The 20,709-nt window shown below is 73.2% G+C and carries 22 protein-coding genes and 1 pseudogene; 12 read left to right on the forward strand and 11 right to left on the reverse strand.

The features are described 5' to 3' along the window. Nucleotides 1-16: 16 nt before the first annotated feature. Nucleotides 17-1,255: a cytochrome P450 gene (locus ACIQCH_RS29445; RefSeq protein ID WP_402585818.1), complete on the reverse strand. Its 1,239-nt coding sequence runs from the start codon at nt 1,253-1,255 to the stop codon at nt 17-19. Nucleotides 1,256-1,478: 223 nt separating this feature from the next. Next, nucleotides 1,479-2,141: a TetR/AcrR family transcriptional regulator gene (locus ACIQCH_RS29450; protein ID WP_402585820.1), complete on the reverse strand. Its 663-nt coding sequence runs from the start codon at nt 2,139-2,141 to the stop codon at nt 1,479-1,481. 125 nt (nt 2,142-2,266) lie between these two features. On the opposite strand from ACIQCH_RS29450, the gene ACIQCH_RS29455 reads away from it, so the two are divergent. Then, nucleotides 2,267-3,298 carry a medium chain dehydrogenase/reductase family protein gene (locus ACIQCH_RS29455; RefSeq protein WP_402585821.1) on the forward strand — a complete coding sequence of 344 codons (1,032 nt, stop codon included), beginning with the start codon at nt 2,267-2,269 and terminating at the stop codon, nt 3,296-3,298. 1,046 nt (nt 3,299-4,344) lie between these two features. Next, nucleotides 4,345-5,220, forward strand: coding sequence for an alpha/beta fold hydrolase (locus ACIQCH_RS29460; protein ID WP_402585823.1), 876 nt, complete (start codon nt 4,345-4,347; stop codon nt 5,218-5,220). Nucleotides 5,221-5,331: 111 nt separating this feature from the next. Here the strand turns inward: ACIQCH_RS29460 and ACIQCH_RS29465 are convergent, their stop codons facing one another. The 6 genes and pseudogenes from ACIQCH_RS29465 to ACIQCH_RS29490 form a co-directional block, all read right to left on the reverse strand. Next, nucleotides 5,332-5,778: a MarR family transcriptional regulator gene (locus ACIQCH_RS29465; protein ID WP_402585825.1), complete on the reverse strand. Its 447-nt coding sequence runs from the start codon at nt 5,776-5,778 to the stop codon at nt 5,332-5,334. After that, nucleotides 5,775-6,269 carry a MarR family winged helix-turn-helix transcriptional regulator gene (locus ACIQCH_RS29470; RefSeq protein ID WP_402585827.1) on the reverse strand — a complete coding sequence of 165 codons (495 nt, stop codon included), beginning with the start codon at nt 6,267-6,269 and terminating at the stop codon, nt 5,775-5,777. The genes ACIQCH_RS29465 and ACIQCH_RS29470 overlap by 4 nt, the downstream gene beginning before the upstream one ends. Beyond that, on the reverse strand, nt 6,266-6,958 hold the full coding sequence (locus ACIQCH_RS29475) for a hypothetical protein (RefSeq protein WP_402585829.1): 693 nt from the start codon (nt 6,956-6,958) through the stop codon (nt 6,266-6,268). Before ACIQCH_RS29475 ends, ACIQCH_RS29470 begins: the two co-directional genes overlap by 4 nt. A 132-nt stretch (nt 6,959-7,090) precedes the next feature. Continuing rightward, nucleotides 7,091-7,696, reverse strand: a complete 606-nt coding sequence (locus tag ACIQCH_RS29480; protein WP_402585831.1) for a hypothetical protein — start codon at nt 7,694-7,696, stop codon at nt 7,091-7,093. A 472-nt stretch (nt 7,697-8,168) separates the two neighbouring features. Next, nucleotides 8,169-8,369: pseudogene (locus tag ACIQCH_RS29485) on the reverse strand (helix-turn-helix domain-containing protein); the annotation flags it as partial. Nucleotides 8,370-8,375: 6 nt separating this feature from the next. Continuing rightward, nucleotides 8,376-8,582, reverse strand: a complete 207-nt coding sequence (locus tag ACIQCH_RS29490) for a hypothetical protein (protein ID WP_402585833.1) — start codon at nt 8,580-8,582, stop codon at nt 8,376-8,378. A 29-nt stretch (nt 8,583-8,611) separates the two neighbouring features. On the opposite strand from ACIQCH_RS29490, the gene ACIQCH_RS29495 reads away from it, so the two are divergent. From ACIQCH_RS29495 to ACIQCH_RS29505, 3 genes are all read left to right on the forward strand, one after another. Continuing rightward, nucleotides 8,612-8,917, forward strand: a complete 306-nt coding sequence (locus ACIQCH_RS29495) for a hypothetical protein (RefSeq protein ID WP_402585835.1) — start codon at nt 8,612-8,614, stop codon at nt 8,915-8,917. Nucleotides 8,918-9,012: 95 nt separating this feature from the next. After that, nucleotides 9,013-9,234: a hypothetical protein gene (locus ACIQCH_RS29500; protein WP_402585837.1), complete on the forward strand. Its 222-nt coding sequence runs from the start codon at nt 9,013-9,015 to the stop codon at nt 9,232-9,234. 18 nt (nt 9,235-9,252) lie between these two features. Beyond that, the gene (locus ACIQCH_RS29505; protein WP_402585839.1) at nt 9,253-9,720 is read left to right on the forward strand and encodes a hypothetical protein; all 468 of its coding nucleotides are present in this window, start codon (nt 9,253-9,255) and stop codon (nt 9,718-9,720) included. Nucleotides 9,721-9,951: 231 nt separating this feature from the next. On the opposite strand, the gene ACIQCH_RS29510 is transcribed toward ACIQCH_RS29505, so the two are convergent. Next, complete coding sequence (locus tag ACIQCH_RS29510; RefSeq protein WP_402585841.1) at nt 9,952-10,578, reverse strand: TetR/AcrR family transcriptional regulator; 627 nt, start codon at nt 10,576-10,578, stop codon at nt 9,952-9,954. An 83-nt stretch (nt 10,579-10,661) separates the two neighbouring features. Between ACIQCH_RS29510 and ACIQCH_RS29515 the strand changes: the two genes are divergently transcribed. Further along, nucleotides 10,662-11,585 (forward strand): oxidoreductase, encoded by a 924-nt coding sequence (locus ACIQCH_RS29515; protein ID WP_402585843.1) that lies wholly within the window; start codon nt 10,662-10,664, stop codon nt 11,583-11,585. An 84-nt stretch (nt 11,586-11,669) separates the two neighbouring features. Here ACIQCH_RS29515 and ACIQCH_RS29520 read toward each other — a convergent pair whose 3' ends face one another. Further along, nucleotides 11,670-13,040 (reverse strand): pentapeptide repeat-containing protein, encoded by a 1,371-nt coding sequence (locus ACIQCH_RS29520; RefSeq protein WP_402585845.1) that lies wholly within the window; start codon nt 13,038-13,040, stop codon nt 11,670-11,672. Between the two features lie 201 nt (nt 13,041-13,241). Between ACIQCH_RS29520 and ACIQCH_RS29525 the strand changes: the two genes are divergently transcribed. Then, on the forward strand, nt 13,242-13,409 hold the full coding sequence (locus tag ACIQCH_RS29525) for a hypothetical protein (protein ID WP_158939573.1): 168 nt from the start codon (nt 13,242-13,244) through the stop codon (nt 13,407-13,409). Nucleotides 13,410-13,518: 109 nt separating this feature from the next. Here the strand turns inward: ACIQCH_RS29525 and ACIQCH_RS29530 are convergent, their stop codons facing one another. Further along, nucleotides 13,519-14,229 carry a ribonuclease H gene (locus ACIQCH_RS29530; RefSeq protein ID WP_402585848.1) on the reverse strand — a complete coding sequence of 237 codons (711 nt, stop codon included), beginning with the start codon at nt 14,227-14,229 and terminating at the stop codon, nt 13,519-13,521. A 367-nt stretch (nt 14,230-14,596) separates the two neighbouring features. On the opposite strand from ACIQCH_RS29530, the gene ACIQCH_RS29535 reads away from it, so the two are divergent. The 5 genes from ACIQCH_RS29535 to ACIQCH_RS29555 all read left to right on the forward strand — a co-directional run bounded on the left by ACIQCH_RS29535 (nt 14,597) and on the right by ACIQCH_RS29555 (nt 20,707). Then, nucleotides 14,597-15,457: a peptidoglycan-binding protein gene (locus ACIQCH_RS29535; RefSeq protein WP_402585850.1), complete on the forward strand. Its 861-nt coding sequence runs from the start codon at nt 14,597-14,599 to the stop codon at nt 15,455-15,457. A gap of 189 nt (nt 15,458-15,646) precedes the next feature. Then, nucleotides 15,647-16,387 carry a class I SAM-dependent methyltransferase gene (locus ACIQCH_RS29540; protein WP_402585852.1) on the forward strand — a complete coding sequence of 247 codons (741 nt, stop codon included), beginning with the start codon at nt 15,647-15,649 and terminating at the stop codon, nt 16,385-16,387. 162 nt (nt 16,388-16,549) lie between these two features. Then, the gene (locus ACIQCH_RS29545) at nt 16,550-19,090 is read left to right on the forward strand and encodes a hypothetical protein (protein ID WP_402585854.1); all 2,541 of its coding nucleotides are present in this window, start codon (nt 16,550-16,552) and stop codon (nt 19,088-19,090) included. Then, nucleotides 19,087-20,376 carry a CHAT domain-containing protein gene (locus ACIQCH_RS29550; RefSeq protein WP_402585855.1) on the forward strand — a complete coding sequence of 430 codons (1,290 nt, stop codon included), beginning with the start codon at nt 19,087-19,089 and terminating at the stop codon, nt 20,374-20,376. The genes ACIQCH_RS29545 and ACIQCH_RS29550 overlap by 4 nt, the downstream gene beginning before the upstream one ends. Next, nucleotides 20,339-20,707 carry a hypothetical protein gene (locus ACIQCH_RS29555; protein ID WP_402585856.1) on the forward strand — a complete coding sequence of 123 codons (369 nt, stop codon included), beginning with the start codon at nt 20,339-20,341 and terminating at the stop codon, nt 20,705-20,707. Before ACIQCH_RS29550 ends, ACIQCH_RS29555 begins: the two co-directional genes overlap by 38 nt. Nucleotides 20,708-20,709 lie beyond the last annotated feature (2 nt).

A 20,709-nucleotide genomic window follows, 5' to 3' on the forward strand; every position in this document is an offset into this window, starting at 1 on the left:
AGCTACGAGCTACGAGCTACGCGTGCTGGTGCCCCGGTGTGCGGGCCGCCAGGTGGGCGGGGAGGGCCTGCGGACCGTGGATCGGGATGGAGGGGATCCGCTCGGGCTGGGCGGCGAGGCGCACGTCGAAGCGGGCGAAGAAGCGCTCCAGGGCGATGGCGGCCTCCTGCTGGGCCAGGGCGGAGCCCACGCAGTGGTGCACCCCGTGGCCGAAGGCGACGTGCGCGGCCGCGGTCGGGCGGGACGGGTCGAAGTCGTCCGGGCGCTCGTGGACCTCCGGGTCCCGGCCGGCGGCCAGGGTCGCCACGATGACCGGGTCGCCCTGCTCGATGGTCACCCCGCCGATCTCCACCTGGCGGGTGGCGTACCGCATCAGGGCGTAGCGCACCGACGGGTCGTGGCGCAGGGTCTCGGCCACCACGGCGTCCCAACCCACCTCCCCGGCGCGCACGGCCGCCAGCACGGCCGGCTGCTCGGCGAGGCGGTGGATGGCGCTGGCGACGACGTTGATCGTCGTCTCGTGCCCGGCGATCATGAGCAGGAACACGGTCTGGACGAGCTCGGCCTCGGTGAGGCGCTCGCCCTCCTCGCAGGCCTGGATGAGCCGGGTGGTCAGGTCCGGACCGGGGTTCGTGCGCTTGTCCGCGATCAGCCGGCCCAGGACCCGGGCGATCTCGGCTTGGGCGGCCGGGATGGCGTCGTCGTGCTCGGGCGGGGTGACCAGCTGTTCGAAGGCGGCCTTCAGCCCGGTCAGGCTGTCCGTGGGCACCCCGAGGACGCTGCAGATGACACGGATCGGGAGCGGGGCGGCGAAGGCCGCCCGCAGGTCGATCGCGCCGTCGGGGCGGGCGGCCAGGGAGTCGAGGAGCTCGTCGGCGATCCGCTCGATCTCGGGCCTGAGCTCGGCGACGGACATCCGCTTGAACGCGGCGGTCACCAGGCCGCGGTGGCGGCGGTGGGCCTCGCCGTCCTCGTGCAGGAAGCCGCCACCGGCGATGACGGGCAGCAGGGGCCAGCTGTCGGGTATCTCGCCCGCGGTGAACGCGGGCCAGGCGGAGGGGTCCTTGGTCAGGTCCTCGTGGCGGCGGAGGACCTCGCGGGCCGCTTGGTGGTCGACCGCGGCCCAGGCGGCCACCTCGGGCTTGCCCGGCAGTCGTACGGGGACCACGGGGCAGCCGTGAGAGCGCAGTGCGCGAGCCTCTTCGACGGGGTCGGCGTACGGGTCCAGGGTGAGGACGGGACGGGACAAGTCCACGGGTGTGCTCCAACAGATCTGGGTGTGGTTCTGCCTCTTGCGGGCCGCTCCACGGCGAGCGGCAGGGACAGTGTGCCAACAGATGATCATTTGCTCGACAGGCCGTCGGTGAAGGGCTGCCGGGTTGGTTCGGGACCGGTGCATGACGTGGCTGACCGTCCCGCCCGCGCATGCGTGGGTGAGGGTGGTCTCCCGCCCGCGGATGTCGGCGGAGGGGGCGCGGTCAGTGGCCCGTGAGGGCCTCCGCCTCCGCGGTGTAGAGCAGGGCCGGGTCGAATCCCATGCCGGTGAAGTGGCCGGAGAGTTCGAGGGAGAGCAGGCCGTGGAGGCGCGTCCAGAAGATGAGCGCGCGGTGCAGGGTCGACGCCGGGCCCGGGTGTTGCGGGGCCCAGTCGCGGTGCTCGGCCAGGTGTGCCTCCAGGTGTGCCTCCAACGGTGACGGGGGGCCGGCGGGGGGCTCTTCGGCGGCGCAGGCGTCGAGGAGGACGGCCATGATCTCCGCGGTGATCCGGGTGGTGTCCTCGGGGGCCTGGTAGCCGGGCACGGGGGTGCCGTAGACGAGCAGGTAGCGCTGGGGGTCGGCCAGGGCCCAGGCGCGCAGGGCGTGCGCGAGGTCGCCCAGGTCGGCGCCGGCCTCGGCGCGGGCGTGGAAGGTGTCGGCCAGGCTGCGGTAGGCGTCCCTGATGAGCTCGCTGATCAGCTCGTCGCGGTTGGCGAAGTACCGGTAGAGGGCCGGTCCGCTCATGCCGATCTGCTTGGCGATGGCGTTGAGGGACAGCGCGGAGGCCCCGGCCGTGGCGATCTGCTCCCACGCGCGCTGTTTGACCTCCTCCCGCACCTGGGTGCGGTACCGCTCCCTGGGAGTCCTCGCGTCCTGCTCGGTCACGGCCTGTCTCCGCTCTCTCGCCCGTCCGTTAGTTAGAAGCTATCACGAAGGTTCTTGACTCTCGCGCAGTGGGTGGGTTATAACTTCTAACGAACGAGAAGCCATCTACGGAACGAGTGAGTGACATGAGCAACGAACGCCTCGTCCAGATCGTCCTTCCGGGCATCGTGGAGCCGGAAGACCTGCAGATCCGCCGCGCTTCCGTGCCGGAGCCCGGCCCGGGACAGCTGGTGATCGCCATGGAGGCGACCGGCGTCTCGTTCGCCGAGCAGCAGATGCGCCGCGGGCGGTACTACGACCAGCCGCCGTTCCCGTTCGTGCCCGGGTACGACCTGGTGGGCCGTGTCCTGTCGACCGGCCGGGGAGTCGCCCCGGAGCTGGCCGGCCGGAGGGTGGCCGCGCTGGTCAAGGTCGGCGGCTGGGCCAGCCACGTGCTCGTCGACTCGAAGGACGCGGTCGAGGTGCCGGACGGCCTGACCCCGGCGCAGGCGGAGACCGTCGTGGTCAACGGCATCACCGCCTGGCAGATGCTGCACCGCACGGCCAGGGTGCGCGCCGGGCAGACCATCCTGGTGCACGGCGCCAGCGGCGGCGTGGGCTCCGTCCTGGTCCAGCTCGCCCGCGCGGCCGGCGTGAAGGTGATCGGTACGGCCTCCGCCCGCCACCACGAGGCGCTGCGGGAGCTGGACGTCACCCCGATCGACTACCGCGTCGGAAACGTGGCGGCCCGGACCCGGGAGCTGGCCCCCGGCGGGGTGGACGCCGTCTTCGACCACGTCGGCGGCCGCAGCGTCGTCGATTCCTGGCACCTGCTCGCCCCCGGCGGCACGCTCGTCTCCTACGGCAGTGCCTCCACGCGCGACGACACCGGCTCCAAGCAGATGCCCGTACTGAAGATCCTCGCCCGCACCTGGCTCTGGAACGCCCTGCCCAACGGCCGCCGGGCGTACTTCTACAACATCTGGGCGGGCCGGGCGTTCAACAAGGACCGCTTCCGCGCCCGGCTGCGGACCGACCTCGCCGAGGTCTTCGCCGCGCTCCAGCGTGGCGACATCACCGCCCGGATAGCCGCCCAACTGCCGCTCGCCAGGGCTGCCGAGGCATTGAACCTGGCGGAGTCCGGCACCGTCACCGGCAAGGTCGTCCTGACCCCTTGACTCCTTGACTCCCTGACTCCCGGGTTCCCCGGCCTCCGTGGCGGCCCGGACCGCGGAGATCAGCGCGGACTCGCCGTCCGCCGCGGCCGACTGCGCCGTCGAGTGCCGGTCCCGCTCGGCCTCGCGTACGGGAAGGACCCGGCGGAGCTCGGTCGCGGTCCGGTCAGCGCCGTGCTGCACGACGCGTCCACAGACGGCGGGAGCCACTCCGCCGGGTCATGGTCGGCTCCGCTCCGGTTCGAGCGGGCCGTTGCTGCTACCGGAAAGAAGGAGTCTGGACTATGTCGTGCCGTCCCCGGCGGTGGTGCCGAACCCGCCTTCGTCGAGTCCCTTCGGTGGCGTGTTGTCCGAGGGTGGTTGATCGCACGGCGTACTGGCCGTCGTACACGGCCGCATATCCGGAGCCGGAGGCTTCGGTGGCGTGTTGTCCGAAGGCGGTTGATCACACGGCGTGCTCGCCGTCGTACACGGCCGCATATCCGGAGCCGGAGGCTTCGGCGGCGTGTTGTCCGAAGGCGGTTGATCACACGGCGTACTGGCCGTCGTACACGGCCGCATATCCGGAGCCGGAGGCTTCGGCGGCTTGTGCTTGTCGTGGCCGCCATGACCACCGTGAGCCTTTGCCGTGGGCATGGTGCTGGCGGGCGCCCGGACCGGTGCTGCGAATGCACTGGAGGACAGCAGGGTGGTTCCGGCGGCCAGGGCCGTCGCAGCGGTGAGCAGGACGAAACGGTGCGTACCGGGTCTGCGGAGCATGGAAGTCTCTCCTTCGGCGGATGGGTGGACGCCTGAGCGGCGCCGCACCCGCTGCTTCGCGGGCTCGGCGGCGGAAGGCACTTGTGCGGCAGGAGCCGCTTCCTGCTGCCGGGTACGAGCCCGCCCGAGTTCCCAGTAGGGCCTGGGAAGTCCATGGCGTCACGACACGGAATCTCGAGACTTGACAGGCTCGGCCCAGGGCGGGCACGTCGTAGCGGGGTTCGGCCAGGTCGGCCGGGTGCTACGGGAACCATCTGGCGCTCGACGAAGGGGGAACATACGATCTACTCATGAGTAACTTAATGCACGCGGGTCAGCGCCCGGTCACTTTCGTCCTCGTCCACGGAGCCGGCAGCAACGCCTACGGATGGTCCCCGGTGGCGGCCGAACTGGGTCTGCGGGGGCAGCGCGTGGTCGCGGTGGACCTGCCGGGCCACGGGCCCGGTGCGTACTTCCCCCTCTCGTACCAGGCGCCGCAGGACCTGGAGAGACTGCGAACGGAGCCCTCTCCCCTCGCCGGCACGACCCTGGCCGACTGCGCCGCGCACGTGGCGTCCGTGGTGCGGCGGGCACACCGCAACGGCCCTGTCGTCCTCGCCGGCCAGAGCATGGGAGGCGTCACCCTCAACGCGGTCGCCAACCTGGTACCTGAGTTGATCTCACACCTGGTGTACGTCTCCGCCCTGTGTCCGGCCAAGCGGGCCTCGTCGAACGAGCTGCTGGCGACCCCGGAGGCGGCGACGAGCCACTTGTTCAAGATGACTCCCGTCCCGACCCCGCCGGAGCTCGGCGTCACCCGGGTCAACTGGCGGAGCAACGACCCGGCCTTCTTCGAGATCGCCAAAGAGGCGATGGCCGCCGGCTACTCCGACACCGAGGTCCGGACCCTGCTCAACATCCTCGAGCCGGACGAGTCGGCCGCGATCGGAGCCGCCGACGGCCGCGGCCTCCCGGACACGTGGGGCAGGATCCCGCGCACGTTCATCCGCTTCACCGAGGACCGCACGCTCCCCCCGGCACTCCAGGACCTCATGATCCACGAGGCCGACGAGCTCACCCCGGACAACCCGTTCCGCGTACGGTCGCTCGAGGCCCCGCACATCGGCCCGCGCGATCCGGCCCTACTGGCGGACGAACTGGAGCAGGTGGCCCGACTCCACCCCTGACACCGCACCTCGCGTCAGGTCGTGGGCCCCGGTGACGCCCCGTCCTGCCACGCGCAGGGCGCCCGGTGACGGCTGCCGTCGGCGGGCCGCTCGGCGGAGCGGGCGGTCCGGTCAGCTGGTGAGGGCCGCGAGTTCGGTGTTCGCGCGTTCGGTGACCAGGGCGAGGACGCGGCCCGCGGCGGCCAGGTCCTCGGCGGGGATCCCGCCCCAGATCCGGGCGGTGACGGGGGCGGTGTCGGCGCCGACGGAGGTGAGCAGGTGGCGGCCGGCGTCCGTGGCGCGCAGGTGCTTCCCGTCCGCGGCGAGGAGTTGCCGGGCCAGCAGCTCGTCGAGGACGGTGCGGATCTCGGCGGGATCGGTCTTGAGGGAGCCCTGGACCTGGGTGACGAGGCCGTCCGGTGTCTGCGGGACGTCGGCGGTGACGGCGGCGCGCAGGACGACCTGCTGCTGGAACGTGAGGCCGTGCTGGGACAGGAGGTGTTCCAGGACGCCGCGGGCGGCGTAGTGGGCCAGGCCGAGGGCGCGTGCATCGGCGACGGGTGCGGTGTTGGTGGTCATGGCGATGTCCCCTTCGTGTTCTGGTCGTTCGGTACGGGTGGGACGAGAGGTGCGTCGAGCAGGGCGGTCAGCTCGTCGGTGAACGCCTGCGTCCGCGGGGCATCGAGGCCGCCGAGCGGCTCCAGGAGCTGCTCGAGGAGCTGCTGGACCACCTCGACGGCCTGCTGCGTGACGGCCTGGCCCTGTTCGGTGAGGGCGAGCTGTACGGCGCGCGGGTCGCGGGGGTCGCGGGTGCGCTCGATCAGTCCGGCCGACTCCAGGGCGCGGGCCAGCTTGGAGACGTACAGCGCCTCCAGGCCGGTGTGGTCGGCGAGCCGGCGCTGACTGGGCCGCTCACCGGCGCCCCGCATGCCGTGCAGCGAGGCGACCAGCGAGTACTGCGCGTGGGTGAGGCCCAGTGGGGCCAGTGCGCGGTCGACCGCGACGCGCCACTTGTTGGCGAGCCGCCATACCAGGAAGCCGGGCGTGGGGCCCGGGGTGCCCTTGCTCATGGAAAATAGAGTACATGGCTACTATGTACATGGCTACTGTTTGGCTCGCTCGATGCAGCGAGCGCAGGACGCGCCTCGGTCCTGGCCCCCGCGGTGTGCGGTGGCCAGGACCGAGAGGGGGATCGGGTTCGCTGGCCGCGCCGGTACGAGGCCCTGGCCAGGGCGGCTTCGGGGCGCGGGGGCGTCCCGGCGTAGTGGCGGGCGAGGACCGGGTCGGTGAAGTGGTACGCCCCGTCGTCGACCGTCAGGAACTTCTGTTCGGGTGCGGCCTTGAGCGTGGCACCGAGGTCGGTGAGCTCCGTGCGTCGGTCGCGGTCGCGGTCGAGGTAGACGTATGCCCAGCTGGGGGCCGCGAGGGTGCCGGCGACCATCGCCAGCAGCAGGGCCGTCGCGAGGACGGCGGAGGTGCCGACGAGGGCGGTGGCTTCGGAGGTGTCGTGTTCGAGCGTGAAGGGAAGGCAGGTCAGCGACACGCCGACCGTCGGCAACGACAGGAGCGATTCCATGGTCATCCCCGTGCCGTGGCGCCGCCGGAACCAGCGGTGGCACCGGTCCGGCGAGTGGCGCCCGGGGTTGGTGTCCGTGAGCACCGCCCGGCCGATGAAGGCCACCGCGTACACGCCGAGGACGGGACCGAGTACGACGGTGCTGGGCCCACCGGTGTAGTGGGTGATCAGGCAGCAGAGCAAGCAGGGAGAGGACGGCGGCCACCACGGCGTACGGCACCACCCGCACCTGCAGACCGCCGGGGTACTCCCCCGCCGAGCTGATGGACTCCTCGGCCAGAGTCGCCCAGGTGTAGAAGAACGCCAGGGCGGCGATCAGTCCGGTGAGGTAGGGCCGCCTGGGGGGGGTTGCCAGCCGACTCCGCCCAACGTGCGGCTTCCGTCGGGGCGCGGGGGTTGGCGGAGGAACAGTGCCAACGACGCCTGGAAGCGCTCGGCGGTGAAGGGTGGCGAGTAGCCGACCGCACATGCGCGCTTGGCGACGGCGGGGAGGTGGCCGGACTCGATGATCTGGCGTTCGACGGCGTGGCGCGGCTTGCCCAGCAGGTCTGCCGGGTCCGCTCGTCCGTCGCTGAACGCCTGCCGGGCGGCACAGGCCATGGACGGGGTGGACAGCACATCCCAGAGCTCCGACGCGTCGTCGGCGGCGAGCACGGGCTCCCATGTGCCGCGCACGAGCGCCGCATCGGCGCTTCGGTCGGTCCGGGGCAGCCACGCTTCGAGGTCTTCCGGTTCCAGCGGGCACACCATGATGCCGCTGCTGCGCGCCAAGGGCGTGTTGGTGGATTCCGCGTCCAGCACACCGGACAGCCGCTCGGCGGTGAGGCGTTCCCCGGAGGCGTACGGCAGGGCGCTCGCCATCCACTCCAGGAGGGTCCCGTACCGGGGGTCCCAGTCGGCCAGGGACATCCGGAGCGGCACGGCCGTGCCGCTCCGGAGGGACCTGCCCAGCTCGACCGCGAGTTCGGTCTTGCCGCTGTCCCTGGAGCCGAGGATGACCAGGCGTCGGGACGGCAGGAGCGTGAACAGGCCCGCAGGTCGCCGAAGCGCCCGCGGAGTCGACGGGTGGCGGACGGTCCATCAGGTCGACGGGCGCCGGCAGAAACCGCACCGGCAGCGGGCCGACGCCGTCCCGGGCTCCGGCGTCGCTGCGCAGGTTCCATAACGGCAGGCCAGAGGCCAGCGTGTGCCGGGCGGCGACCCGCAGCGCAGGGGGCGCACCCTTCCCGGCTTCACCAGGTGCATCCGGTGCGGTGCCGGGTCCATGAAGAACCTCGCCGGCGGCGGCGTCCTGCCCCTGGTCGGGGCGGTGATGGGCGCGGTGTGCGCGGCTGGCCGCCGCGTACCGGCCGCGCCACAGGTCCAGGCTGGTCTCGGGGTCGCAGGCTTTCGCCCAGTCCTCGACCAGGCGCCAGCCGGGGAGGGTCGTACCGGTGGTCGCGGACCGGAGCATCGCCTTGCTCCAGTGGGTGACTCCGGCCAGTTGCTGGAGGGTCAGCCCGGCTCCGTGCCGTACGGCACGCATACGGGTGGCGAGCTCCGCCAGTTCCGGGACGGTCTCGTCGACCGGCTTCTCGGGACGTCCGCGCGACATTTCTCCTCACTCCCCGGCCGTGGAGCGGCGGCGGACCCGTACGGGCCGGGAGCCCGGGGCCAGCAGGCCTCGCGCGAGGTCCAGTGCGGTGCCGCCCGCCAGGGTGATCAGCGGCAGGGCGCTGCCGGCCTCGTAGCCGTGGCGGACGAGCACGACGGTCGCGATGAGCACCAGAACGACGACCACGATGCGGATCCGCACCGGCTCGTCCACCTGTTTCGGACTCCTACGCGGTCGGGTGCATGCGGCTCCTCGAAGTAGGAGAGCCGGCCCTCCGGATCCTCCACGACGTCCGCCGGTGCACGGCGCGCGTCGTTCCGGACGCCGGCGCCGAGTACGACGTCGTACCGCGCGGGGTCGGCCGGGTGGGGCTGACGGGCCGCCACGACCGCATCGACGAGGGGCCACCGCTGGACGGGCTGCTCGTCGTCCCAGAGCTCCACGCAGACGGCACCGGTCGGAGGCGCACGGCCGTTCGCCGTCGATCACGACTCGTCGGCGGCGCCCGGTTCGCGGGGGCAGAACGCCTCCTCGCCGCTGGTCCGTGACGAAAAAAATCAGTCCCAAAGTACCTTCCGCAGAAGGGAGTTGATACATACGGTCGCCTCTGTCAGTTGCGACGACAACGTCAAGGAGGCACGGCATGAACCAGAGCCTGCGGACGACTGCGGCCACGGCGGCGCTGATCACGGGGCTTCTCGCCGTCGGTGGTACCGCCCACGCGGCTCAGAGGATCGACGCGCAGCAGCTCTCCTCGCACATCCAGAAGGCGGTCGCCGCCGCCCAGCTGGAGAGCGGCACCACGGGCGGCCCGATCCTGGGCGCGGTCACCAACCCCGAGCGCGCCGACAGCACGTCCGCCTGACGGGTGGAGGCGCACACCGTGGACGACTCCGCGGAGCAGCAGGTCAGTTGGTGCCCCAGCGGTGAAGCACATCGTCCGGAGTCGGTCGTCCTGGGCGTCAGGTCGGGGGAGAACGGGCAGGTCGTCTATCTGGCCGAACCGGTTCCGGCGGCGGACGTCCTGGCCACGATCCCCGAGGGGATCGCCCCCAACCGGGTGCTGCGGTTCGCCTCCCACTGCGTGTCCGAGTGCGCGAACCGGGTCGGCGACGCCTGCGGGCTGATCGACCGCATCGAGACCCTGCCGGTGCCCGAGGCCGGCGGAGCCGTACCGCGGTGCCACCTCCGTCCGCGCTGCAAGTGGTGGGGGCAGGCGGGCGTGGACGCCTGCCACCGCTGCCCGGCCGTCTCCACGCTCAACCCCCGCGACGACCGGCTCGCGGAGCTCGTCGCGGATCCGGACACCACCCTGGAGCAGTTGGAGGAGTGGATGGCCGCGGCCGAGTGAGGCGAGTCGGGCGTGGCCGCTCCGCGTCGGACGCGGGGCCGGGGGCGGGGGCCGGGGTGCGGGCCGACGGCGGAGCCGGGGTGTGGTCACCCCGGAAGGCGCCGACCGTCCGTGTGCCGGTCCGTTCGCGCCCCTGATCGGGTCCGTCCCCCACGTCGACGCCTCCGCTCCGTATGCGTGTAGGGGCGGCGGCGTGGGGGACGCCGGTCGCACGGTCTGCCGGCGTGGGGATCAGGCGGGGCGGCCCGTACGGGAACCCAGGCCCGACAGGAGGCCGTCGACCGCGGTGTCCACCGTGGCCGGGACGTCAGCGGGGGCGATCATGCCGCTGTTGAGCAGGACCGCCAGTCCGTGCACCGCGGCGAAGACCAGGCGGGCTGCGGCCTGCGGGTCCTGGCCGTCGGCCAGCTCGCCGTCGCGGTGGGCCTCCTCGATCACGGCGTACGGGACGGCGTAGGCGGCTCGCGCCGCGGCCGGCGCGGCCGCGGTCTCGGTCTCCGCGGCGTGCTTGCTCGCGTACATCAGCTCCACGACCGGCATCCGGCCCGCGGTGTACGCGACGTACGTCTGGGCGATCGCGCGGAGCCGGGCCTCGAAGGACGGGCCGGCGGCCGCCATCGCCCCGGCGAGCCGTTCGCCGAGGGTGTCGAACCCGCGCTGCGCCAGGGCGTCCAGCAGGGCCGCCCGGTCCGGGAAGTGCCGCCGGGGTGCGGCGTGGCTGACCCCGAGCCCGCGGGCGAGCTCGCGCAGCGACAGCGCCGCGACGCCGTGCGCGATGACCGACCGCTCCGCCTCCTCCAGCAGGGCGGTCCTCAGGTTGCCGTGGTGGTAGCTGCGTTCCTGCATGCGTTCCTGCATGGCGGAATACTACCGCCACAATGTTGCCACTGGAAACTATGTTGTCGTTGACAACATGCTAGTGCCGGTGTCAGCCTGGATCCATGAGCGCACCGACCGAAACCACCGCCTGGACCGCCGCCGACCTGCCCTCGTTGGCCGGCCGAACCGTCGTCGTCACCGGGGCCACCAGCGGCCTCGGCGCGATCACCGCGAAGGAGCTGGCCCGGGCCGGCGCCCACGTGGTCCTCGCCGTCCGCGACACCGCGCGCGGCGCGCGCCTCGCGGCCACACTGGCCGGCAGCACCGAGGTACGCCACCTCGACCTGGCCGACCTGTCCTCCGTCCGCGCCTTCGCCGCGAGCTGGGACCGCCCCCTCGACGTCCTCGTCAACAACGCCGGCGTCATGGCCGTCCCCGAGGCGCGCACCGTCGACCGCTTCGAGATGCAGCTCGGCACCAACCACCTCGGGCCGTTCGCCCTGACGAACCTGCTGCTGCCGCACATCACCGACCGGATCGTCACCGTCGCCTCCAACGCCCACCGCCGACCGGGCGTGGACATCGACTTCGACGACATCAACTCCGAGCGCGACTACCGCCCCTGGCGCGCCTACCAGCAGTCCAAGCTGGCCAACCTGCTCTTCACCCGCGAGCTCCAGCGCCGCCTGACCGAGGCGGGGTCCCCGGTCACCGCCCACGCCGTCCACCCCGGCTACGCCGCGACCAACCTGCAGGGGCGCTCGGCCGGCGCCGTCCAGCGCCTGATGCTGGCCGTCACGAACCGTCTGATGGCGCAGTCCGACGCCATGGGTGCGCTGCCCACCCTCTACGCCGCCACGCAGCCCCTGCCCGGCGACAGCTACACCGGGCCCGACGGCCGCGGCGAACTGCGCGGCCACCCCGGCCCGGCGCAGCGCAGCGCCCACGCGCAGGACGACCTGCGGGCCCGGCGGCTGTGGGACCTCTCCGAGCAGCTCACCGGCGTCCGCTTCCCCGACCTGGGCGACGGCTCGCCGCGGGCGTGACGCCCGGTCCGCGGGCACCCGTTCCCGGTCGGCGTACCGACGTCCACGGCAGGGGCCGCATCGGGTGACCGGCGACGGTCCTCGTCAGGCCTGCGGTGGGTACCAGGCGGGAGGGAGGGTGAGGCCGGCGGGGAGGGGCTGCCGGTGGTCCGGGAGCAGGCCCGTGGGCGGGACGCCGCTCGCCGTCGACAGGTCGACGGTGCCGCCGGAGAAGTTCGCTCCGGAGAAGGTGACCGTGCCCCGGTCGAACACTGCGCCCAGGTTGACCGTGCCACCGGAGAAGTCCGTGCACCGGAAGGTGACCCTGCCGGCGGAGAACTTCGCCTCGAGGAAGGTCACCGAGCTCGCGGAGACCTCCGCCTCGCAGAAGTCGACCTGGATGCCGGCGAACCTCACTCGGGAGAAGTTGACCGTGCCGCCGGCGAACCTCGTGCCGCGGAAGTCCATCGTGCCGCCGGTGAACCCGGCGCTGGAGAAGTTGACCCGCCCTGCGGAGATCTCCGCGCCACGGAAGCTGACGGTGCCGCCGGAGAGCTCCGCGTCGCGGAAGTCGATGATGCCGCCGGAGATCCTCGTGTTGCGGAAGGTGACCCTGCCGGCGGGAACCCGCACGTCGCAGAAGTCGACCCGGCTACCGGAGAACTCGGCGCCGTAGAAGTTGACCAGGCTGCCGGAGAACCGCGCGTCCCGGAAGACGACCTTGCCGCCGCAGAACGTCGCTCCGGAGAAGTTGACCTTGCCGCCGGAGAACTCCGCCCGGAAGAAGTTGACCGTACCGCTGGAGAAGACGGCGCCGGAGAAGTCCCCGCCGTCGAAGGTGACGGCGGTGAAGTCGAACTGGTGGCCCTGCCACGAGTGCGGATGGTCGGAGGCGAGCCGGAGGTGGTTCCGGATGAGGCGGATGACGGTGTGCCGGACCTCCCGCAGGGCCAGGTAGCCGTGCCGGGCCCGGGCGTCGCCCTCCGGGAGGTCGGCCTCGGCGGTGTAGGGCAGACGCAGGTAGGCGCACAGCACGTCGATGCAGGTCTGGCGCACGTCACGGGTGGGGGCGTCGTCGGCCAGGCCGGCCAGCGCGTGCACGGCGCCGAGCTGCACGGCTTCGGACGCGCTGCCGAGCTGATCGACGGCATGGGTGAAGCGTTCGTTGTGCAGGCGCGCCTTCTCGCGCCCGACCGCGTCCTCGCTGACCTTCTGGCGCCGGTACGCCACGACCAGGGCGACCAGGGCGCCGGCGCCCGCGACCACGCCGAAGGACAGCTTCGCGAGGTCGAACAAGGTACTGGTGCGCCGCTCGGACGCCAGTCCCGGGACGTCGAGCAGCCGGTATCCGACGAAGAAGACCGCGGCGCCCGCGACGACGGCGCCGGCGAAGGCCAGCACGAGGACCCTGCGGATCGGCCACAGGTGCAGGCCGCGCTGCTGTTCCGGTCCGCGCCGGGGCCGAGGTTCTCTCACCCCTCCACCACAGCACCACCGGCCTCCGCCGACGGCGGCAACGCGCCGCCGCGCACGAGACTCCCGCCCGTTCCCCCTGGCCACGGGCCGTACGACGGGCGCGATCGTGCCGACTCCGGGGGCGGTCCGTGCGTTCACCTCCTGCAGGGGGCCTTGATCCCCTACGTTGGCGCCACGCACCGATCACGGAAGGGGTTCCCCATGCCGAACGACCCGATGGGCCAGGAGACCGAGACCCACACCGAGATCCATCCGCACGTCAAGCTCTGCGCGGGCTGCGGCAACTCCAACCGCAGCCGTGCCGGCTGGTGCTCGCGGTGCGGGGAGCGTCTGCGCCACGCCGAGCCCGACCCCGAGTCCGCTGCCTGACGCCGTGCGGAGGTGAGGCGGGGCCGGCCGGTGGGGGCGACCGGCCGGCCCCGTCCCCGGTGGGCGGGACCCCGACCCGGGCGGCCGGCTCGCGCCGGGGGCGCCGGTGTCAGGCGGGGGCGGCGCCGGGGAGCGTGGCGCGGCATTCCGGGTGGCCCCAGCGGGTGCCCAGCTTGGTGATGTTCTCGCCGGCGGCGTACGACCGTCCGCAGGGGCAGGTGCCGCGGAACTTGGCCTTGATGACCGGTGCGTCGGAGCCGTTGGACGAGCTGGTGCGGCGGGCGGCCGCGGCCGGCTTGCGGCGGGCGGGCGGGGCGGTGCGGTTCGGCGCCGGTACGGGGATCTCGGAGGTGCCCAGTGCGGTGCCGGCCGCCTCCTGGCTGGTGGCGGCGTCGCTGGCGGCCTGGTCGGCGATCGCGTTGAGGTGGTCGCCGTCCTCGCGGTGCGCCGGAACGTAGCGGAACTCGACGTCCCGGTCGGAGAGCAGCTCGTCGATGCTCTCGACGAGCTCCCGGTTCGCGACGGGCTTGCCCGCGGCCGTCTTCCAGCCGTTGCGCTTCCAGTTCGGCAGCCACTGCGTGACGGCCTTCATCGCGTACTGCGAGTCCATCCGGACCTGCAGCGCCGTGCCGGGTTCGACGGCCTCCAGCAGGCGCTGCAGGGCGGTGAGCTCGCCGATGTTGTTGGTGGCGTGGCCGAGCGGGCCGGCCTCCCAGCGCTCGGGGCGGCCCTCGGAATCGGCGATGACCCACGCCCAGCCGGCCGGGCCCGGGTTTCCCTTGGCCGCCCCGTCACAAGCGGCGATGATGAGATCGGACATCCCCCGATCATGCCCTACCCGGCACACCGCCCCGCGCCCGAGCGGCGGCCCGCGCCTCCGGGGCCGTCCGGAGGCTCCGGCGCACACCGGCGCCCTCCGCACTCCAGGTCGGTGACGTAGATCTCGTCGAGCGGACATGAGCCGGCCCGTCGGGGGGCAGATCGACCGCAGCGGCATCCGCATCGGAGTCGACGACCGCGTCGTCGGGCGTCTCGGCCCCTGCCGCGCGGCCTCCGACGGCCGCCTTCCGCCGCTCCCACCCCACCGGCTCCCGCATCCACGCCGCCCGCCCGCGGATCGGCGGGCGTTCCTCGCTCCTCCCGGCCCCGGCGTATGCCAGTGGCACGGTCACGCCCAGGAGACTCCCTTGCCCGACCTCTGGATGCCCGGGGCGACCCGGCTCGACATCGGCGACCACGCCCCCACCGACGGCGGGCCCGCGAAGGCCGTGGCCCACGTGACGTGGGACAGGAACGCCAGCGCGGCCGAGCCCGCCGACCTGGTCCCCTACGAGAACCTCGTCACCTACTTCGGCCGCAACCCGGACGGGAAGGCCGCCGCGCCGCACCTGCTCTGGGACCCGTTCACGGGCCGCCTCACCCAGTTCCACCCGGCCGACTCCCGCTCGAAGAGCCTGGTCGACCGGGCCGGGGGGACGCGCACCAACCGGGCCGGTTCGGTCGTCCTCCAGATCGAGGCGCTCTTCTTCCCGTACTGCCGCGTCGACGGCACGGTGTACGCCCGCCTCCGGGACGCGCCCTGCACGGGCTGGGCCGCGCTCCGGGAGTGGGTGCACTCGTGGGGCGTGCCGAACGTCTGGCCCATGGGGCAGCCGACGGCCTTCACCGGTCACCGTGACGAGTCGGTCTGGGAGCGGCAGGCCGGCTGGTACGCCCACGCCCACGTCCCGGAGAACGACCACACGGATCCCGGGTCCTGGCCCGACTTCGCCGACGTGCCCGCGCCGGGCAGGCCCACCCACGAGCCGTTCCCGGGCTCCGGCTTCTTCGTCCCCGGCCGCCGCTCGCCCGTCATCGCCGCCATGCACGCGCGGCTCGTCGCCGTCGGCTGCGACCGGTACCGGACGCACACGAACGTCGACGTCTGGGGCTCCGGCGACCGGGCCAGCTACGCCGCGTGGCAGCGCAAGCTCGGCTACTCCGGCGACGACGCGGACGGTGTCCCGGGCCGCACCAGCTGGAACAAGCTCCAGGTCCCCCGCGTGTAGGGGCACCCGGGCGAGGCCCACGGCGCCCGTACCGTCCGGACCCGACCCGGGAGATCTCCCTACATCGCGGGGAGTGACTTTTTGGATCTTCAGCCAGTACGAAGTCCGATCGTAGACGGCAGAGACTTCCCCCAAGGGCCGCGGCTCATCGTGAGGGCCGACGCCACAAATCGAGGGGGAACCACCACGATGAGTGGTCAGTTGTACGACGGCATCGGGGAAGCCTTCGAAGGTTTCAAGACCCTGCCGGTCATTCGTTACGCCGAGGTGCCGGGCTTCCTCGCCCTGGTCGGAGACGTCACCGGCAAGTCCGTGCTCGACATCGCCTGCGGTACCGGCTTCTACAGTCGCGAGCTCAAGCGGCGCGGCGCGTCCCGCGTCTTCGGGTTCGACATCTCCGGCGCGATGATCGACGCGGCCGACGCCCTCGAGCGGTCGGAGCCCCTGGGCATCGACTACGAGGTGGGCGACACCGCCACGCTGCGGTCGTTCGACGAGCCCTTCGACGTCGCCGTGGCCGTCCAGGCGTTCAACTACGCCAACGAGGTCGCCGAGATCGAACTGATGATGCGCAACATCCGGCGCAGCCTCGTCGCCGGCGGCGCGTTCCACCTGTTCGTGCAGAACCCGGACTTCGACTTCGACGGCCCGTCGCTGGCCAAGTACGGGTTCCTGTGCGAGTCCACCGGCAAGGACAACGAGATCGGCCGGGGCATCCGGCTCACGGCCCTGCTGGAGCCGCCGGTCTCGTTCGAGGCCACGGTGCCGTCGAAGGAGACGTACGAGCAGACGCTGAAGGCGGCCGGGTTCACCGGGATCGAGTGGGTCCGGCTGGACGTCTCGGAGGCCGGCGTGGCGGAGTTCGGCGCGGAGTACTGGGAGCAGTACGCCGCGAACCGACCGCTGACCATGATCCGCTGCACCGCCTGAGCGACGGGTTGCGGGCGGGCCCGGCCCCTCGGGGGCGGGCCCGCCCGTCGTCACGTCGGGTGGACCTCCACCGATCCCGCCACCGGCCGTCCGTCAACCACCCATACTGGCAGCACGGTTGGCCGGGCGGTCGGGCGACGCCCGGCGGGGACGGGGGACGGCATGGCTTCGGGCCCGAAGAGGCGAGGGCCTGCCTCGACCCTGGCCAAGGGCGTGCTGGTCGGGGCCCTGGCGGTGCTGTCGGAGGCCGGCCTCGTTCGGCTCGCGTTCGTCCTCGCCCTCGACGGCCGGACGGGGTGGGCGTGGCTCGCCGGGGCGGGCGCGGCGGTGCTGCTGGTGCCCCTGGTGAGACTGGTCATCCGGCACAACTCCATGGACGACCAGGAGAGGCACCTGGTCGTGGCGGGTGTCGTCCTGTCCGGTGTCCTGCTCGGCTGGCTCGCCCTCCACGTGACGACGGGCGAGGCCCCGCAGCGGGCCGGGTGGGTGGCCGTACCCGCCGCCGCCCTGTTCGCGGTCACCTTCTGGCTGGGCGTCGAGGACGACCTGTACGGACGTCCCGGCTGGTTGCTGGCGCTGGTCTTCGCGGTGCCGCTGGCCCTGGTGGTGGCCGCCCTCGCCGGCGAGGGCCGTGTCCTCGCCGCCTGGCTCGTGGGCGGGCTCGGGCTGGCCGGGACGCTCGGCGCCCTGTGGGTCGTGAACGACTGGTCGGTCCCGCACGTCCGGCTCTCCGTCCCGCGCAGGACGCTCCCGGAGCCGTCCGGGCCGCCTCCGCCGGGAGCGGTGGTCCCGCTGTGGGCGCAGGCCGCGGGTCTCGTCGTACCCCTGGGGTCCCTCGGCTGGGCGGCGCTCGACGGCACGCAGCACCGGCCGGGCACCGGTCCGACCGCACTGCTGGTGGGGGCGGGGGAACTCGCGGTCGCCGCCGCCGTGCTGGGGGTGCTCCAGGCGCTGCTGCTCGGCTGGCTGCGTCCGGGGTGCACACCCGGGATCGCGGAGAAGGCCGCCGCGTACCTGCGGCGCCATGTGGTGGCGCACCACGACGACGACCCGTCCGGACGGACGCCGAGGGGGCGTGAGGCGCAGTGGCTCGAGGAGCGCGAGTGGGCCCTGCGGGACGTGGTCCGGCGCGCGGGGTGGGACGGGTACGGGCGGGAGCGGGCGTACCGGGAGGGTGACCGGGCACGCGCGCGCCGCATCGAGGCCGCGGCCAGGACGGAGTTCGGCCACGACCGCGCCGCGGTCCGGACGTCCGGGCTCCTGGTGCGTCCGCTGCGCCCCGCTGCCGGTGACACCGCCGTCGTGGAGACGGCGTTCGCCACCGGTCTGGCCGTCGACCGGGTGTGGCCCCGGATCGCGCTGGTGGCCCCGCCCCGGGTACGGCACGAGGCCCGCCGCCTCGGCCGGGCCGTCGCGCTGCTGCGCGCCACCGCCGCCGGCGCCGTCTGCACCGCTGTGGCGTGGGTGTTCGCGGCGGAGGTCCTCGTGCGGCCCCGGCCGGCGAGCGGCTCCTTGGTGGTACTGGTCCTCGGTCCGCTCCTGATCGCCCTGGCCGCGGTGGTGGCGGGCCGTCGGCGGGTCGTGGCGGCGTACGAGCACCGCGCGGACGCGGTCGACGTGTACCGCTTCGACCTGGCCGAGGCCCTGCGGCTGCCCTTGCCGGACAACCACGCCGACTTCCTCGGGCAGAGCGCCGCGCTGCTGGGAGTCGGGGAGTACGACCGGCCGCTCGCCCGGACCGGCGCCGTACGGACCGCCGCGCCCGGGCCTCCGGAGAACGCGGTGTCCGCCGGTGTGTCGGGCGCCGACCGCGAGGCGCTGGTGTCCGAGGTGTCGGCCGAGGTGGTGCGCGGGGTGCGCGCCGCACTGCGGGACGAGCACGAGGCGCCGGCCCGGCGGGGCGGCCCCGGCCTGCTCGGCGCGACCGACCTGGCCCGGCTCGCCGAGGAGGTCGCCCGGCGCACGTCGGCGGCGGTCGGCCAACGTCTCGGGCGCGAGGTGGCCGACCTGCACCGGAACGCGGCCCGGGAGCTCCAGCAGGTGCTGCGGGCGGGCATCGAGGAGGCCGTCACCGGGCCGCCGTTGGCGAACTTCACCGGCTACTTCGCCCTCCAGCTCGACGCCGGCCAGGAGGTCGTCGGCGGCGGGGCCGCGGCCGGCGGTGCGTCCGGCGGGCTCGCGCACGGCACGACCGTCGTGGCGTCCCCCGGGCAGCGCCTGGGCCTGGTGCTGTTCGTGGTGCGCGACCCGCGGGGCCGGGATGCGGGATCCGCCCAGCAGATCGCGCCCGAACGGCAGTTCTTCGTCCTGGAGCCGGTGCACATCGAGGGCGGCCGGGACGTGCCCGAGGCCGAGTTCGACGCGCTGGTCGACAGCCCGACGCTCGCTCCCAGCCCCCACCGGCGGACCCTGCGGACCGAGCGGGAGGCGCAGACGGTGTTCCGCTTCCCCCTGCCGGAGGAGGAGGGGCTGCACGAGGTGTGGTTCCAGCTCTACCAGGCCGGCCGGCTCGTCCAGGTGATCGCCGTCTCGATCGCGGTCCGGGCCGCCGGCCCCGGCGCCGGTGCCGCGGGGGCCGGCGGCGAGCTGTCCGGCGGACCGTCGGGGGGCCTGTCCGGAGAGGTCCGTCCCGGAGGGGTCCGTCCTGGCGAGGCCTCCGAGGCGCGGTCCGGGGGCGACGTTCGCGGGCAGGACTCCGGATGACGGGGAGCCAGCCGGCGGACGTCACCGTCCGGGTGCGGCGTACCGCTCGGACCACCCAGGTCGTCTTCCAGGCCCGCAACGGGACACCGCCGCTGCGGATGACCCTGCCCCAGCCGGGGGTCATGGACGTGGCCCGGCGCCGCCTCGACGCCGGTCTGCTGGGACTCAAGGACGTGCTGCCGGGCCTGGCGGTGGACGACGGGGACGTCCCCGAGGTGTTCGACGTGCTGCACCGCATCGGCCGTGGGCTCGTCTTCCTCCTGTTCGGCCTCGAGACCGGGGTGATCCAGGGCCTCCAGGCCTTCTGGAACGCCGCGTTGCCCGTCGGGCGCAACCCGGTGCTGCCCCCTCCGCTCGTGGAGTGCGTCGGCGACCGCGACTGCTTCCTCCCCCTCGAGCTGCTGCCCCTCCACCAGATGTACCCGACCGTGCCGGCCGACCGTGCGGAGCTCGTCGCGCAGTGCCGCAACCTGGTCGGCTTCTCCTGCGTGGTCAAGCGGACGCTGCTGCCCGCCCCGGTACCCACGGGGCTCTCGCTGCGGCCGGCGTCGGGAGGACGGCTGCCGCTGCGCTTCCTGCGGCACGAACTGCTCTCCGGGGCCCGGCGGGAACTCGACTGGCTGACCTCGGCGGCGGTGGCGGACCGGGTCGAGGTCGACGGTCCGTACCCCGGCGACGACACCGGGGCCGCCACCGGGGCCGCCACCCTGGCCGAGCAGATCTTCGACCCCCGGCGCTCGCTCGCCGGCGAGGTCCGGGCCGTGCCCGACCAGATCCAGCACTTCGCCTGCCACTGCTACGCCACGCTCGACAGCCCCCTCGACAACGAGATCGAGCTGCACGGCGGCGGCCGGGACCTCCGGGTGAAGCTCGGCACCATCGCGGAGGACCTGGTCGCGCTGAAGTCCCGGCCCGGGCACGAGGGCGGCGAGATGCCGCTCGTGGTCATGAACGCCTGCGGGTCGGCGCGCATGCACGCGACCAGTTCCCTCTCCTTCCCGCACCTCTTCCTGACCAACGGGAACCGGGGCTTCATCGGCAGTGAGATCGAGGTGCCGGACGAGGTGGCGGCGGCCTTCTCGCAGGCGCTGTACGAGCGGTTCCTGCTCCGTCGCCTGCCCCTGGGCCGCTCGGTGTTCGAGGCCCGCAACAGCCTGCTGCACACGTACGGGAATCCGCTCGGCATCGCGTACGCGGCCTACGCGGATCCACAGCTCCATGTCCGCACCGAACCGACGGAGGATGCAGATGTCGATCTCCCAGCGAACCGAGTCCCCGCTCCCTGACCGGCCCAAGCCCGACGAGCCCGCGGTGATCCGCGTCATCGGCCTGGAGGACGGCGACGACCGCTCCCTGTTCCGGCGTTCTCAGGAATGGCGGCTGGGCCGGGCCGAGGTCCCGCTCGAGGTGTTCCAGGAGCGGGTCACCGGCTTCCTCGACTCGATGCGGTCGGTCATCGGGTCGCTGCCCGCCCACTGCGGGGACTTCGAGCTCAACGAGGTCACCATCAGCGCCGAGGTCAGCGCGAAGGGCCAGATCTCCCTCCTGGGCTCCGGCGGGGAACTCGCCGGCTCGTCGAGCCTGACCTTCACGTTCACCCGCCGGGCCCCCGAGTAGCA

Origin of the sequence: Streptomyces sp. NPDC093225 (genome assembly GCF_044753805.1) — a bacterium.
Classification (GTDB): Bacteria; Actinomycetota; Actinomycetes; order Streptomycetales; family Streptomycetaceae; genus Streptomyces.